Source organism: Planctopirus sp. SH287, from assembly GCF_056500625.1.
The window spans coordinates 351,018-366,358 of sequence record NZ_CM151403.1 but is presented as its reverse complement, the minus strand read 5'-3'; the positions used below and the strand labels follow the sequence as shown (position 1 = coordinate 366,358).

9 protein-coding genes are annotated in these 15,341 nt (G+C 53.4%); 5 read left to right on the top strand and 4 right to left on the bottom strand.

The window, feature by feature from the left end:
• Window positions 1–10: 10 nt before the first annotated feature.
• From SH287x_RS01300 to SH287x_RS01285, 4 genes are all read right to left on the bottom strand, one after another.
• Complete coding sequence (locus tag SH287x_RS01300) at window positions 11–139, bottom strand: hypothetical protein (protein ID WP_479516631.1); 129 nt, start codon at window positions 137–139, stop codon at window positions 11–13.
• A 132-nt stretch (window positions 140–271) separates the two neighbouring features.
• Window positions 272–1,480: a class I SAM-dependent methyltransferase gene (locus tag SH287x_RS01295; RefSeq protein ID WP_479516630.1), complete on the bottom strand. Its 1,209-nt coding sequence runs from the start codon at window positions 1,478–1,480 to the stop codon at window positions 272–274.
• A 1,240-nt stretch (window positions 1,481–2,720) separates the two neighbouring features.
• Window positions 2,721–3,854 carry a peptidylprolyl isomerase gene (locus SH287x_RS01290; protein WP_479516629.1) on the bottom strand — a complete coding sequence of 378 codons (1,134 nt, stop codon included), beginning with the start codon at window positions 3,852–3,854 and terminating at the stop codon, window positions 2,721–2,723.
• A gap of 194 nt (window positions 3,855–4,048) precedes the next feature.
• A complete protein-coding gene (locus SH287x_RS01285; protein WP_479516628.1) occupies window positions 4,049–5,212 on the bottom strand; it encodes a XylR family transcriptional regulator in 1,164 nt (387 codons plus the stop codon).
• Window positions 5,213–5,601: 389 nt separating this feature from the next.
• On the opposite strand from SH287x_RS01285, the gene SH287x_RS01280 reads away from it, so the two are divergent.
• The 5 genes from SH287x_RS01280 (at window position 5,602) to SH287x_RS01260 (ending at window position 15,338) form a co-directional block, all read left to right on the top strand.
• Window positions 5,602–6,735, top strand: coding sequence for a Gfo/Idh/MocA family protein (locus tag SH287x_RS01280; RefSeq protein ID WP_479516627.1), 1,134 nt, complete (start codon window positions 5,602–5,604; stop codon window positions 6,733–6,735).
• A 147-nt stretch (window positions 6,736–6,882) separates the two neighbouring features.
• A complete protein-coding gene (locus tag SH287x_RS01275; RefSeq protein ID WP_479516626.1) occupies window positions 6,883–11,367 on the top strand; it encodes a PVC-type heme-binding CxxCH protein in 4,485 nt (1,494 codons plus the stop codon).
• A 188-nt stretch (window positions 11,368–11,555) separates the two neighbouring features.
• Complete coding sequence (locus tag SH287x_RS01270) at window positions 11,556–12,020, top strand: DUF1294 domain-containing protein (RefSeq protein ID WP_479516625.1); 465 nt, start codon at window positions 11,556–11,558, stop codon at window positions 12,018–12,020.
• A 208-nt stretch (window positions 12,021–12,228) separates the two neighbouring features.
• Entirely contained in the window at window positions 12,229–13,881 is a 1,653-nt protein-coding gene (gene crtI, locus SH287x_RS01265) for a phytoene desaturase family protein (RefSeq protein WP_479516624.1), read from the top strand.
• Window positions 13,881–15,338, top strand: a complete 1,458-nt coding sequence (locus SH287x_RS01260) for an aldehyde dehydrogenase family protein (protein ID WP_479516623.1) — start codon at window positions 13,881–13,883, stop codon at window positions 15,336–15,338. Before crtI ends, SH287x_RS01260 begins: the two co-directional genes overlap by 1 nt.
• Window positions 15,339–15,341: the final 3 nt, after the last annotated feature.

Genomic DNA, 15,341 nt, shown 5'->3' with positions numbered 1-15,341 from the left:
TTGCAAGGTTTCACCACGGGTCGGCCCATGGTCTGAGGTCGCATCGACGACTGGTAACCTGGTCGATGAGTTCGACCGCCAGAGACAAAGCAAGAAGATTCCCCAGGCGATAGCCAACAGGAAGAACCTGCTTCGCCATTGTGATCTGCTGCTTAAAAACACAGGGATGACTTTCGCCATTCATCAAGGGATCGAAACCGCCCGCGATATTTCGACAGATGATACGCCATACGAGCAAACATCCCTCTCAGAAAAGGAGATTTCAACGGGTCTAATCAACTTGGGACGTTGCGTTCTGCTGATCCCACCGGTCAAGCCATGTGGACGTAATGCCACAGACTTTTTTCAACGCCAGTGTTTTTTCTTCAGCCAAACGGATCGATTCCCGGCTGGGCTTGGCAACACGAATCGCACGGATGGCCAGGTTCTTGGGCGTGTGCTCCAGATCAATAAACTCAATCACTTGCACCTGATATCCCTGCTTTTCCAACCAGAGCGCCCGGAGTGCATCGGTGACATCGGCAGCAAACCGTTCTGCCAGTATTCCGTGCTTCCACAATCCTGCGAGTGGCTCCCCTTCAATCTGTGGACGCAGTTCATGCTGGCAACAGGGAACCGCCACAATCACTTGGGCCTCCCGCAATACCGCAGCCGCCAGAGCTTCGTCAGTGGCGGTGTCGCAAGCATGCAGCGAAACCGCCAGATCGATCTTCCCATGGATTGGCAGATCAACAATCTGCCCCACACGGAAATCCAGCCCTTCCAGTTGTAACTCGCTGGCAATCCCTGTGCAGGTTTCAATGACATCGCGCCGTTGATCCAGCCCTGTCATTTCGACCGCACGCTTCTCGACATTCGTTAAATAATGGTGCAGCGCAAAAGTGAGGTAACTCTTGCCGCAACCATAATCAACCACTCGCAGCGCTTCAGGCTTTTGCAATGTCCCCTTGAGATCGCGGATCAGTTCCAGATAGCGGTTGATCTGTTTGAACTTGTGATACATCGGCGCTTTGACGCGACCATCCGCCGTCATCACCCCCGCCTTTTCCAGAAAAGGACAAGGAGTATTCGCCGGGATGATGTAATTCTTTTCCCGGTTATGGGCTTCAGGCTCAGCGATTTGCTGATGCCCCTTCGCCCGATGAATCTGAAAATGCCCGCGGCCTTTATATCGGGCGCAGATTTCGGCCTCCTTGGTGAAGAGCCGGGCATCTCCCAGAATACTCCCCATCATGGAAGGAATACGCTGGATCAGTTGATCTGCCGTCAGATTCTGATGGAGTTCGCGAGGGCCTACGCGTTCCACCCACTGATATTGCGTTTCTTCCTGAATCATCACGGGGCGAATCGTGACTTTTGACGGAACCTGTTCATTGGCAGCCAGCGGGCGGCTGAGCACCAGTTTCTGATAACTCCCCTGTCGGACACTGGACGAGAGCTCTTTGAGAAAAGGCTTGAGCGTTTCGGGAACCTTCGACATCCAGAGCTTTCATTCGTCTACAGAAATTGCGGCGAGAAAATTTCAATCAGCCCCAGTGTACCCTGCAACGACACCGGAAAATAGAAACCCACCCGAGATGACTCTCCTCACCCTTCCTCGCCAGCCTTTGCAGACTCTTGCCCTAGCGGCAAACGGATTCAAATCCTGTCCTCTCCGCTTTTGGATAGCCCATGGGCGTTAAAGCCTGATATTGACTTTTGAATCTGTTTCAAGCGTTTCCACCACTTTTTTTTGAGGTGGCATATCGTCAAGAACTCTTGCGAAATAGCCAAACACCATGAATTCGCTGCATTTTTGACATGTGATGTCATTAACAGGCATTAACGTCGAAGAGTCGCGTAAGAAATTGCTCGGTCAATTCTCGCTGTAAACCTCGAAGCTTCCCGTGGGAGATATTCAGATTGACATGCATGCACGTCCGTGTATTATCAGCGTCGTTCGTTCTGACAAACACAAGTTAGGAGAATCTCTATGAGCATAAATGCCTCCACAGACGAAACCTCTTTGCTAGTTGGTGATCATCGATCGGAGTTTGTCGTGTCGGCAGATCCGGTGACAGTCGGATTAGGTACGGACGTCATGTTCTGGCACGGCGACCAGTTGAATATGCAGACTGGACAAATCCCACCCGGGTACGTTTCCAGGCCGTACTTCAAGCAATGGCTCCGAAATACTCACAATACTGCTGGTTGGTTTTCCTGTGGTCCGTATCAGCGCCTTGATGGAGTTGGCAATTTCCAGGCAAAGTTGTTCGGCATTATTGGGAACCGAGGTAGCGGGGATGTCCTCTACACCGACATTTATGACTACACCAGCGGAACCTCATACCACGCAAAGACGTTTTCACTTTCGGCTTTTCCTACCAACTCAGACGGTTTTACAGTCTTTTATCCGGCAGTAAGTATCCAATCAGGACACCGCTACGAAACACGAGTTCGATGTCTTGGTGGCGCTAACGTAAGTATTTACTCACTACGGTGGGAGATTGACACACTTTAATCCACCGTTAGGGCTAACCACGCGGTAAATCGTGGCCGCCAGTAACACGGATTTTGAACTGAACCACTACCGCGTGCAAACTGGTAGTGGTTCGTTTTCCGTTCTTAGAAGCATGAAGAAAACTATGCAATTCAGTGTTCCACCACTTCCTCCCAGATAACGACAAAAGCCCGGCTTCTTTTTAGGAAACCGGGCTTTTGCTAATGGAAGGCGATACTGTTTAGTTGCCTGAGGGAGCCGGACGGTTCCCCAATCGCACAGCGCCCGCGCTGGGCTGCTGAGCACCGGTCGGCTGAATCGCGCCGCCTGGAGCCGCAGCGGGAACCCGGTCAGGGCCAGTCACAGTGGCTGTCAGATAATTATCAATCCGCGTCGTCTTCTGGATATGCTCGAACGTCTTGGCCACGTTCTGCTGAGTCTTGGCTTCGACCAGTTCATCATAGAGCGAATCACGGATTTCCTGGGTCAATTCATTGACGGTTGGAACCGTTCGGCCTTCACACTTAATAATGGCAAAGCGGCTGGGGCCGACTTCAATCACGCCCGAGATTTCGCCTTCCTTCAGAGCAAAGGCGGCTTTTTCAATCGAATCATTTCCCGTGTACTTGGGAATGGGAGGAACCGAGCCACCCAGCGCCCGGCTGGAAGGATCAATCGAAAATTCCTGAGCAAATTTCTCGAAGTTCTCCGGGTCGGCATTCACTTTTTCCCAGATCCCTGTGGCACGACGGAGATTATCCATCATGATCATCCGACATTTGACGCGAGGGCCATAATTGCGGACGAACGCGCGGTTCAATTCCTCTTCTTGAATATCAACCTTCTCGCTAGCCAGTTTTTTCAACGCCAGCATCGGCCAAATCACACTGCGGCGATACTGCTGAGGATTGATCCCCCGCTCCGCCTGCAGCATCTGATACCAGTTGTTGACATCCAGACTGAACCGCTTGGCAATGCGATTGATTTCGGCTGTCACTTCTTCTTCCGTCACAGTGACGCCAGCCGCTTCGCAGGCCTGCTGGATCATCGTGCGGTTAATAATGTCGTCAAGAACTTCCTTGCCGTAACGAGACACGCACTCTTCAGCGACCATCTCGAAAGGGATGATTTCCTTATTCACACGGGCCATCACCTTAACGGGGCGATCACTCGTGGCAGCTCCCTTGGCGGCAGGCTCCGTAGCAGCCTGACCAACGTTCGGCTTGAAAGACTGCATCACCAGACCACCAGCCATCAACGCGGCGGCAGTTCCCGCAGCAAACGCCACAGGCTTCACCCATGATTTCTTGCCAGCCGGAGGATTTGTCGACGATGCCGTTTCATTGACCGAATCCAGGTGCATCCCTTCACCCATGTTCATTCCCCTGAAAGTGTGTGTTTGACCAGCTCTCGGGGGCCAGGGGAGATTCCCAAGGGAATTCCTGACTCGGAGCAATATCACGTTTTGTAGGGGAGAACCGATTTTTCAGTCAAGAACGCTTTGCAAAATGCCGAGGGGGCGACTACTGCATTTAACAGGTTTCGGCGTTTTCAGGCATATTTTAACATTCACTCTCTGGCATAAGGATCCGTCTGCTGTCGTCTCCAGACGCTGGGAGCCACTCCCGTCGCACGTTTGAAAGCGACGCTGAAATATTCATCGTGGGTGAAACCCGATCGCTGGGCGATCACCGCCAGTGATAAATCGGTCTCCACCAGTAATTGCCTGGCTCGTTCGATTTTCAATCTCAATATCTCGGCATGGGGCGTTCTGCCAAGTCGCCGCTCGAAGCGCTGTTCCAACACGCGCCGCGATAATGGCACGACCCGCAGCACATCATTAACGTGAATCCCTTCAAACGCATGATCGCGAATGAACTTCAGCGCCAAGGCCACGTCCCGATCATCCATTGCCAGCACATCGGTCGATTGCCGCGTCACCACGCTGAGCGGCGGAACTCGCAGGCAGTTTTCCTGCAAGTTTTCGCCCCGCATCTGCTCATCCAGAAACTGAGCTGCCACCGCTCCTGCGCGAATGGCGTTCGGTGCAATGCTGGTCAATGGCGGATCGGCTAATTCACACAATAAATCGTCATTATCGACACCGATCACCGCCACATCATCAGGGACAGGCACGCTCAGTTCGCGACAGGCATCGAGAACTTTTCGAGCGACACTGTCATAGCAGCCCATCACACCAATCGGCTTGGGTAACTGCCTCAACCACTGATAAAACGACTCCTCCGAGGCTGACTCGGGATTCTCATGAAAATCAAACACCGAGCACGAAAAGCCGGCCTTGATGGTTGCTTCCATAAACGCCTGACGGCGCCAATTCGACCAATTGAATGAGCTGTTACCGCAATAGGCAAAGTTCTGAAAACCACGTTCCAGCAAATGCTCAGCCGCCATCCGGGCAATGGCCACATCATCAGTTTCAACCCAGGGAATTTGCGGCCACAACCTCGCAGCACTCACATCCACCACTGGCACACCGATGGACTGCAACGTTTCCGCAATCAACGGTGTTTCAACGCGTGCAATAATGCCATCAATGCGCTTTTCCTTGAGCCATTCTGGCGGTGCATCGCCCCGTCCCTGCTCGGGAAGATGGATCGACCAGCGCCGGTGCTGTTGACGCACGTACTGTTGAATCCCTTGAAGAACGCCTCGGGCATAGGCATTCGAGGATTCAATGAGAAGCACGACACGTGGCCGGGCCAGTGAGTCCATAACATTTCACTCTTCAGACAGAAATCAACAACAGGCGACAATGTTCACTCAGAATGAAAAGAGCACCGTTACGACCAGCAGCTAAGACCAACAGTCAAAAACTGATCACGGTGATCTTTCTCATATTCTTAATGACTTTTGCGTCAGAATATCTGATGAATCAAGCTCACAACACCAGATTGAGTGAAAATACTCGCAGTTATTTTTCTCAATATTTTTGAATGAAAACCTCATGGCCTGACACGCCGTTTCGACTATGGTGTGAAGGACAAGTCCGAATCAAGCTCGCTTTCGCTGTCACATTGAGTCCGTGAAACTCCCAGTTCGACCGTTCCTCCACTTTGATCATTTCTTTAACTCGACCATTACTCTCCTGAGCGAAGATCAGCATGAATGCTGCCAGCAACCCCAGTTCCACCAAGTTCCGCGTCGCCATTGTCGGTCTGGGTTTTGGAGCCGAGTTTATCCCGATCTATCAACGTCATCCGGGGGCTGAGATGTACGCCATCTGCCAGAGGAATGAGTCACACCTTCATGAAGTCGGTGATCGATTTGAAATCGGTACCCGGTACACCAGTTATGACGACGTGCTGGCTGATCCCAAAGTCGACTTTGTCCACATCAACTCACCGATTCCCGATCATGCGTGGATGTCGTTGAAGGCGCTGAACGCTGGTAAACACGTCATGTGTACCGTCCCCATGGCGACCACCATCGAAGAATGTGATCAGATCTGCGAGGCGGTCGCCCGGACGGGCAAAAAGTATATGATGGCCGAAACCGTCGTCTATTCCCGCGAGTTCCTTTTTATTAAGGATCTTTACCTCAAGGGCGAACTGGGAGAGATTCAGCATCTGGCCGCCTCTCACCCACAAGAGATGGATGGCTGGCCGTCGTATTGGGAAAAGATGATCCCCATGCACTACGCCACACACGTTGTCAGCCCTTGCCTCGGGTTGCTCGACAAGCGGGCCGAGTATGTCAGTTGCTTTGGCTCAGGCCGCGTGCGCGACGATATTCGCGAGAAATCTGGTAACCGCTTTGCAGTGGAAACCTGCCATATCAAGCTACAGGAAAGTGATGTCGTGGCTCACATCTGGCGTTTCCTCTATGACGTCGCCCGCCAGTACCGCGAAAGCTTCGATGTCTATGGCACTAAAAAAAGTTTTGAATGGACGCTGGTGGAAGGTGAACCCCACGTGATCCATACGGCGAAAAAAACCGAGCCAGAGATTGCCTCTAAGATTGAAGTTCCCGACTTCGCCCATTTGCTTCCCGAACCGATTCGCATGTTTACAAAATCGATTCAGGATGTCGAGCATTTATCATTCGTTCAAGGCGGGGGCCATGGCGGGTCACATCCACATATGGTTCACGAATTCCTATCCGCTCTTACTCAGAACCGAGATCCCTGGCCAAACGCGACACAATCGGCCAACTGGACATGTGTAGGACTTTGCGCCCATCAATCGGCCCTGAAGGGCGGAGAAATCGTGAAACTCCCGGGCTTCACGTTGAAATAAACGCCAGTATGACATTTGCAAATTGTCATGATGCATTAGCATGCGCCCTACTTTTGATGATGTCGCATTAATTGATTCTAGTTAATAGTCATACATAGAATTGCTGCCGCCACATCGTTCGCCAGCCTGCTTCAGGGAATTACGCCCATGCGTTTCTGGGTTGCCGCTATTGCATTGCTGTTTACAGCAGACTTCACCTTTGCCGCATCACTCCCCGTTCTCTACCTGGGAGATAGCGGCCATCATCAGCCCAAAGCCCGCTTCGAGCAGTTGCAGCCCATATTGGCCCAGCGGGGGATTGACCTGGTATATACGAGCGACGTGAACGTGCTCAGTAAAGAAGGGTTGTCTCCCTATAAAGCTCTGGTGATCTACGCCAACATCGACAACATCACGACCGACCAAGAAGCGGCTCTGCTGGAATATGTGCAAAACGGAGGCGGTTTTGTCCCGCTCCACTGTGCCTCATTCTGTTTCCGTAATTCAGCGAAATATATCGCTCTGGTGGGCGCCCAATTTTCCAAGCATGCCACAGGCATCGTCGAAACCCGTCTCGAAGAGATCGACCATCCCATCCTTAAAGGGTTCTCAGGGTTCCGCAGTTGGGATGAAACTTATCGTCACGCGCAACATAACCCTGTCGGCCGGACGGTTCTTGAATACCATCCTCTCAGCGCCGACGAAATGAAGCGTGATCCCAAGGCTCCTGCTGAAGAACCCTGGACATGGGTTCGCAACGAAGGCCAAGGCCGCGTCTTCTACACCGCCTGGGGTCACGATGATCGCACTTTCTCCAATCCCGGCTTTCAGAATCTGGTCGAACGCGGCATTCGCTGGGCCGCCCAAGACAACACACCAGTTCCTGATTACAAAGAACAACCTCGCTTCCAGCCACCTGCGATGACGGTCATCAAACCTGATGCCGCCCCTTTTGCCTCCATCGAAGTCGGCAGCAAGATTCCCAACTATGTCGCTGGTGCTCAATGGGGAAAGCAGGAAAAGCCTCTCACACAGATGCAATTGCCGCTCCCACCTGAAAAATCTCTCGAGCACTACGTTCATCCCCAAGGAAGCGAACTCAAGCTCTTTGCCGCTGACCCGCAATTGGGCGGCAAGCCAATCGCCTTCAACTGGGATGAAGCGGGCAGATTATGGGTCTGCGAGACGATGGATTATCCCAACGAACTGCAACCCAAAGGTCAGGGTCGTGACAGGATCCGTATTGTCTCCGACACGAACAATGATGGAGTTGCAGATCGTTTTGACATCTTTGCTGAAGGACTGAGCATTCCCACGGCTATCGTCTGCGTCCATGGCGGCGCGATCGTGCAGGACGGCCCCGAAACCATCTTTCTGAAAGATACCAACGGCGATGGCAATGCGGATGTTCGCAAATTGCTCATCACAGGTTGGGCACTGGGAGACACTCACGGCGGGGTGAGCAACTTCCAATATGGCCTCGACAACTGGATCTGGGCGATGCAAGGCTATAACGACTCCCAGCCAATCCTGACGAATGGTCAAGCCGCCGGGCGCTTCCGTCAGGGCTTCTTCCGCTTCAAGGTCAGCCTGGGTTCTGATGGCCTGCCTGAAGTGAATGAACTTGAATTCATCCGCTCGACGAACAACAACACCTGGGGACTAGGCATCAGTGAAGACGGCCTCATCTTCGGCTCCACCGCCAATCATAACCCCTCTGTCTACATGCCCATTGCCAACCGCTACTACGAAGGTGTCCGCGGCTGGGCGGCTTCAGGTCTGGGGACAATCTCCGACACTCATCTCTTTAAACCGATCACTCAGAAAGTGCGACAAGTCGACCACCATGGTGGCTACACCGCTGGTTGTGGCCATGCTCTCTATACCGCGCGCAACTACCCCGAAAGCTGGTGGAACCGCACCGCGTTTGTCTGCGGCCCCACAGGGCACCTTGTCGGGACGTTTGTCCTGACACAGAACGGCACGGATTTCACGTCCACCAGCCCTTCCAACCTGGTCGCCAGCGACGACGAATGGGCCGCACCGATCATGGCCGAAGTGGGGCCGGACGGAAACATGTGGATCCTTGACTGGTACAACTATATTGTCCAGCACAACCCTACACCCACAGGTTTCACAACAGGCAAAGGGAACGCCTACGAATCTGACCTGCGCGATAAGAAACATGGCCGTGTCCTGCGTTTGATCTGGAATAACAGGCCCGGTGAAACAGGCAAGGCCGACCACTCGACCACCCGCAATCTTGCCGGGGCCGATAGCGAAACACTGGTGAAAGCCCTGGAAGACACGAATTTCTTCTGGCGCAAACAGGCTCAGCGGTTGCTGGTGGAACGGCAGGATCAAACGGTGGCTCCCACGCTCCTGGCACGTCTGGGTGTCCGTCACCTCGACGCTATTGGCCTTGATGTCGGTGCCATCCACAGTGCCTGGACACTTCAAGGATTAGGCCAGTTCAACAGCCTGAACGATCCCCAGATGATTCAAGCGGTGACCGCTGGCCTCACGCATCCTTCATCTGCCGTTCGCAGGAATGTGATTCAAACGCTTCCCGCCAGTCGGGATGCTATCGACTTACTGGTAAAAACGAATGTCGCTCACGATCCCCAGGCTCTCGTGCGGATGGCAGCCTTTTTGAAGATGGCAGAGTCTCCATCCACCCCCGCCGCTGCCAGAACGATCATTCAGGCTTTGTATGACCCGGTTGTTCTTTCAGATCGTTACCTTCCCGAGGCCCTGACTGCAGCCGCCGCGAGGAACAATGTCGCAGTGATCCGCTTACTTCCAGAAGAAACGGCAGCTCATTCATCTGCCCTGTCCAAGCCGGCACTCGCGATTCTGCAACGCCTGGCTGACCACACCATTCGCGCTGAATCCTCTCAATCAATGGTGGGACTTCTGGCCCAGATTTCACGGATGCCACGTGATGTTTCTGAAAGTATGATCGCGGGTTTGGCCGCAGGCTGGTCTCGCAAATCGACAGAAAAAACGCACGATATCAGTCAGGAACATGCTGATGCGATCACAAAACTCTTCAGAAATGTTTCACCAGCCAGCCGCTCTCAATTGCTCGCACTGACTCAGCGAATCGGGATTAACACCCTGGAAAAATATGCGGGGGAGTTAGCAGCCGACTTCCTTGCCAAAGTCAACAACGCGAGTGCCAGCGAAGCCGACCGGATTGCTGCCGCCCGCGATTATGTGGCTCTGTTGCCGGGGAATCCTGAAGTCGCGGCCAGGTTAATCGATCAATTGTCGGTGAAGTCTACGCCTCAGTTCACTACTGGTCTGCTGAATGCCGTGGCCAAGTCAGAATCACCAGCCACCGGAGCGGCGATTCTGGAACGTCTGGGAAACATCACTCCTGGTTCTCGCCCTCAGGTCATGCGAACCCTCATGACTCGCAGCGACTGGACGCAAGCCCTTCTGGAGGCATGTGCTGCGGGAAAACTGAGTCTTGGTGAACTCTCCCTTGATCAGCAGCAGGCTCTTGCGGCTCACCCCGACAGCAAGCTTCAAAAACTGGCTCGTGACATCATGGCCAAAGGAGGCGGTCTTGCCAGCGCTGACCGCCAGGCGGTGATTGATCAGTTAGATCATGTCACCAAAGAAACCGGTGATCCCGTGGCAGGGAAGCTGATCTATATGCAACAGTGCGCCAAGTGCCACGTTTATGGTGATCTGGGACAAAAGGTTGGCCCGAATCTCACCGGGATGTCAGTCCATCCCAAGCATGAACTGCTGGTACATATCCTTGACCCCAGCCGTAGTGTTGAAGGGAATTACCGAGTTTATACCGTGATCTTGAATGATGGACGCGTTTTCACGGGCCTGTTGGCTTCGGAATCACGCACTACGATTGAACTGCTTGATGGGGAAGGCAAGCCTCAATCGATTCAACGAGAAGAGATCGAAGAACTGGTCGCTTCCACCAAATCACTCATGCCTGAAGGTTTTGAAAAACAGACCACTCCCGAAGGTCTGAGAGATTTACTGGAGTTCCTCAAGCAACCGGGGAAATACCTCCCCCTGCCCCTCGACAAATTTGCCACGATCAATACGACACGGGGGATGTTCTACAGTGCTGATGCCGATCTGGAGCGACTGATCCTCAACAATTATGAACCCCGAACCATCGGTGATGTCCCCTTCGCGTTGATTGATCCCAAGGGGCAAGCCACTCCCAATGCCATCATGCTGTTCAGCACCAATGGAAAATTTCCACCACAGATGCCCAGGCAAGTGACTCTGCCTTGCGGCCTCAAAGTGAAAGCGATCCATCTTCTGGGAGGTGTTGCCGGTTGGGCCTTTCCTGCCAGCGGTAAAGGGTCGACATCGATGATTGTCCGACTCACATATGCCGATGGCTCAACGGAAGACCACAAATTGATTAATGGTGAACACATTGCTGATTACATCCGGCGGGTTGATGTTCCTCAATCAAAGTTCGCCATCGCGGCCCGTGGTCAACAACTGCGGACAATCACCATCGAATGCGGCAAAGACCTGCCTCTGGAATCGATCGAGCTGGTCAAAGGGCCGGATGCCACCGCACCGGTCATCATGGCCATCACACTGGAAACGCCCGGTTCTTCCATTTCTGGAAAGGAGGCAACACCACCATCAACACCTTGATAAAGACTCTCAATTTTGTGAATGGGCTTAGGTCAGCCAGAGTTGGATCATTCCGGTGAATGACCCTTCTCTTGCTGAACTCCCCAGCATTTCCGCCACGATTTCATTCCCATGTTGCGTGACATGGAAAAACTGCGAGAATCCTGCAACGCACTCCCGGTCTCTTGGCGGTCATTGCAGGAATTTTCATGAGCGGACAACCTTACGGCTCAACTTCGCGCCGGCAATCTTCATTCCTCTGGCGAATGCTCCAGCGTCCTGATCTGCTCCTGGTCTGGGTCGCGATTGGCTGGCTGACGATTGCCACATTCTGGCTCTATCGTGCCATCACTGTGGAAGGCCAGAAGATTGGCTTTTTCGTCGCGATTTATCTGTTTCTCACGCTGGTGTGCAGCCTGATCGCCTTCACCCTTTCCTTCGTCGATAAACGACGAGCGGTGCGTGATCGGCCCCGCATTTCCGAACGCACACTCCACGGATTCTCGTTAGCCGGCGGTTGGCCCGGCACCTGTCTTGGCAACTGGCTCTTTCGCCACAAAACGCTGAAGACCTCCTACCGCGTGATCTTCTGGATCATTGCCATCGCCCACATTGCGGCCATTTCTTATTGCGTCTATCTCACCTGGTGGGTCGAAACAACACCTGCTGCCTAACATGTTAAGTAAGCAGAGTCCTTCACAAGACTCTGCATCGTTGCTCATCAGAATTGATAGAGCATCTGTGATCGATTGCTCTTGAAAAATGACTTTCTGAATAAATCCGTATTCTGTCGACTTTGTCGACCTAACCAGCAGCATTCAGACCCTGTAGCATTTTGCGAACAGGCCTGAACAGATCCGCCAACACGACAAGGGAAGTCGAATGCAAAGCGATGTCATTATTGTCGGTGGCGGCCCGGGGGGATTGGCGGCTGCCATGCTACTGGCAAGCAAAGGCCAAAAGATCCATCTTTTTGAACGCCGCCCGACTCCCGGCGGCCGGACATCAGCACTGGAAGCAGACGGGTTTCGCTTCGATTACGGCCCCACGTTTTTTCTCTATCCTCGGGTCTTGCAGGAAATCTTTGCGCATACCGGCAAAGATCTGATGACAGAAGTCCCGATGAAGCGGCTCGATCCTCAATATCGGCTGATCTTCGGCGCGGGAGGACAACTTGATGCGACATCTGATCTGGATCGGATGGAAGCGGCGCTCAATGTGTTCAATCGACAGGACGCAGCCAACTTTCGTTTATTCCTGGCTGAAAATCGCCACAAGTTGAAGATGTTCCGCCCGATTCTGGAATCTCCTTTCCATTCCCTGCGGGACGTCCTTTCATTGCCACTGGCCAAACTCCTCCCCATCGTTCGCCCCTGGGCCTCGGTGGATAGTGACCTCAAGCGGTACTTCCGTGACCCGCGCCTGCGACTGGCCTTTTCGTTTCAGTCCAAGTATCTCGGAATGTCCCCTTTCCATTGCCCCAGCCTGTTCACCATCCTTTCGTTTCTCGAATACGAACATGGCGTCTTTCATCCTCTGGGAGGATGTAGCGCCGTCTCGGACAAGATGGCAGAACTGGCCGCTTCAGCCGGTGTGGAATTTCATTACAACGAACCCGTTGAAAAGCTGCTCTTTGAAAAGAATCGCGCGGTTGGCGTGAAAACAGCTACCGGTGAGTACCGGGCACCCGCCATCGTTCTCAATGCCGATTTTGCCCGGAGCATGGAACGACTGATCCCCAATGAACTCCGCCCGGCCTGGTCGGACAAAATTCTCGCTAAAAAACGTTACAGCTGCTCGACGTTCATGATGTATCTGGGAATTGAAGGCCGCTACGACCATCTCGCCCATCACACGATTTATATTGCCAAAAACTACCGCGAGAACCTCACAGACATCGAGCGCAGGCACATCCTTTCTGAAGACCCGTCGATCTATGTGCAAAACGCAGGGGTCACAGACAACACGCTGGCTCCCGCAGGACACAGCACCCTTTATGTCCTTGCACCGGTCTCTCATCAGCATGGCAACATTCACTGGCCCCAACAGATCGCCGCGTTCCGTAAAAAAGTGATCGAACAACTCAAAACAAAATTTAAATTAAAGGATTTGGAATCCCGTATTCGGTATGAAAAAGTGCTGACACCTCAAAACTGGGATGAAGACTTTGAAATCTATCGCGGGGCCACGTTTAACCTGGCTCACAATTTGAAGCAGATGCTCCATCTGCGACCCCGCAACCGCTTTGCCGATATTCCCGGCGTTTATCTGGTGGGTGGCGGAACACATCCCGGCAGCGGTCTGCCCGTGATTTATGAATCGGCCCGGATCACCTCGCGGCTGCTGCTCGAAGATCTCGGAGAAAAACAGGTCGATTTTTCGGCCAATGCCATCCCATCATCTTCCAACACCCCTGAGGCGCTACTGGCTCGCTGGAACCACGAGCGAAATCCGCTAACCATCACCAACCTGATTCCCGACAGGAACGAAAGTTGCGTGCCCGGATCTGCCAAAGCCGACTCTGTGGGGGAGTAATGGCCACCAAGGCTCACCCCCAGGACATTGCACAACTTCAAATGAGCGCTGGCAGGTGGAGGGCATCACCCCTCCGCGAACGCTTGGCGGTTGTCCGGAAATTCCGACACCTGCTTGTCACTCGACAGCAGGATGTGATTGCTGCAATCAAACTTCCCCAGCGGAAAACTGCGGAAACGTTGGTGGCAGAAATCCTTCCACTGGCTGAAGCCTGCCTGTTTCTTGAACGATCCGCTCGCAGGCTCCTGGCAACACGGCACCTGCGTTCGACCAGTTTTCTGTCGTGCTTAAACGGTGTTCGTCTCAAAGAAAAACGCCAGCCTTACGGCGTCGTATTGATCGTTGGCCCCTCAAACTATCCTCTGTTGATTCCCGGCGTTCAGGTCATTCAAGGACTCGTTGCAGGCAACGCCATCGTGCTCAAACCGGGGCGACTGGCGGAACCTGTCTCTCACCTGCTAGCCAGCCTCCTGAAGGAAGCCGGCTTGCCAGAAGGACTGCTGCACGTCACTTCGGAAGCTCATTGTGAAGTCGCGACCTGGATCCAGCAACGCCCCGATCTGATCGTGCTGACGGGATCTCAGTCGACAGGAAAGATCGTGGCGGAACTGGCCAGCCAGCCGCTCATTCCATGTATCATGGAGCTTTCCGGTTCCGATGCGGTCTATCTCCTCCCTGATGCCGATTTGAAACTGGCTGCCCAATGCCTGGCGTTTGGACTGATGCTTAACGGCGGAGCAACCTGCATGGCCCCTCGCCGCATCTATTGTCCCGAAAGTCTGGTTCCTCGTTTTTTGGAGCATTTCCGGCAATCGCTGAAGGATCGGGGAACATCATGTGTCGTTGACCCTCTTAATGCCGATACGGCAGTTCCTCAACTGGAACAGGCCGTCCATCATGGCGCCCGGCTACTGATGGGAAACTGGCACACGACATCTGCCTGGGAACCCGTGCTGCTGGATCATGTGGAAACTGACAATCCAATCCTGACAGCCGATCTCTTTGTGCCCGCCGCAACGCTGGTTCGCTATCATTCCATCGAGGAACTGATCACAACCGATGCACAGGACGCCCATTCTTTGTCGGCATCCCTCTTTGGCAGTGCCCGATCCGCCCGTCAATTGGCTGAGCAGCTCTCTGCCGAATGTCTGATTATCAACGACATCATCGCCCCAACAGCTGACCCGCGCGTGACCTTCGGTGGGAAGCGGCTCAGTGGATATGGCAAGACGCGCGGAGCCAAGGGACTCTTGGAAATGACGACCATTCAAGTCACTATTGAACCGGGTCGACCATGGCGGCCGCATCTGGCGAAAGTGTCTCCCATTCGTTTGCTGACAGCTTATTCGCTCTGGCGGCACGGCTCAGGTTTCTATGGATGGACGGGGTTTTGGCAAATGCTGACAGCATTATTTCATCACCCGTCTTCGACTCACAAATCGAACAAACACAACTGATCC

Excerpts from the sequence above, each read along its gene's own strand:
- SH287x_RS01300 (WP_479516631.1), bottom strand. The coding sequence starts at position 139 with ATGGCGAAGCAGGTTCTTCCTGTTGGCTATCGCCTGGGGAATCTTCTT.
- SH287x_RS01295 (WP_479516630.1), bottom strand. The coding sequence starts at position 1,480 with ATGTCGAAGGTTCCCGAAACGCTCAAGCCTTTTCTCAAAGAGCTCTCG.
- SH287x_RS01290 (WP_479516629.1), bottom strand. The coding sequence starts at position 3,854 with ATGGGTGAAGGGATGCACCTGGATTCGGTCAATGAAACGGCATCGTCG.
- SH287x_RS01285 (WP_479516628.1), bottom strand. The coding sequence starts at position 5,212 with ATGGACTCACTGGCCCGGCCACGTGTCGTGCTTCTCATTGAATCCTCG.
- SH287x_RS01280 (WP_479516627.1), top strand. The coding sequence starts at position 5,602 with ATGAATGCTGCCAGCAACCCCAGTTCCACCAAGTTCCGCGTCGCCATT.
- SH287x_RS01275 (WP_479516626.1), top strand. The coding sequence starts at position 6,883 with ATGCGTTTCTGGGTTGCCGCTATTGCATTGCTGTTTACAGCAGACTTC.
- SH287x_RS01270 (WP_479516625.1), top strand. The coding sequence starts at position 11,556 with ATGAGCGGACAACCTTACGGCTCAACTTCGCGCCGGCAATCTTCATTC.
- crtI (WP_479516624.1), top strand. The coding sequence starts at position 12,229 with ATGCAAAGCGATGTCATTATTGTCGGTGGCGGCCCGGGGGGATTGGCG.
- SH287x_RS01260 (WP_479516623.1), top strand. The coding sequence starts at position 13,881 with ATGGCCACCAAGGCTCACCCCCAGGACATTGCACAACTTCAAATGAGC.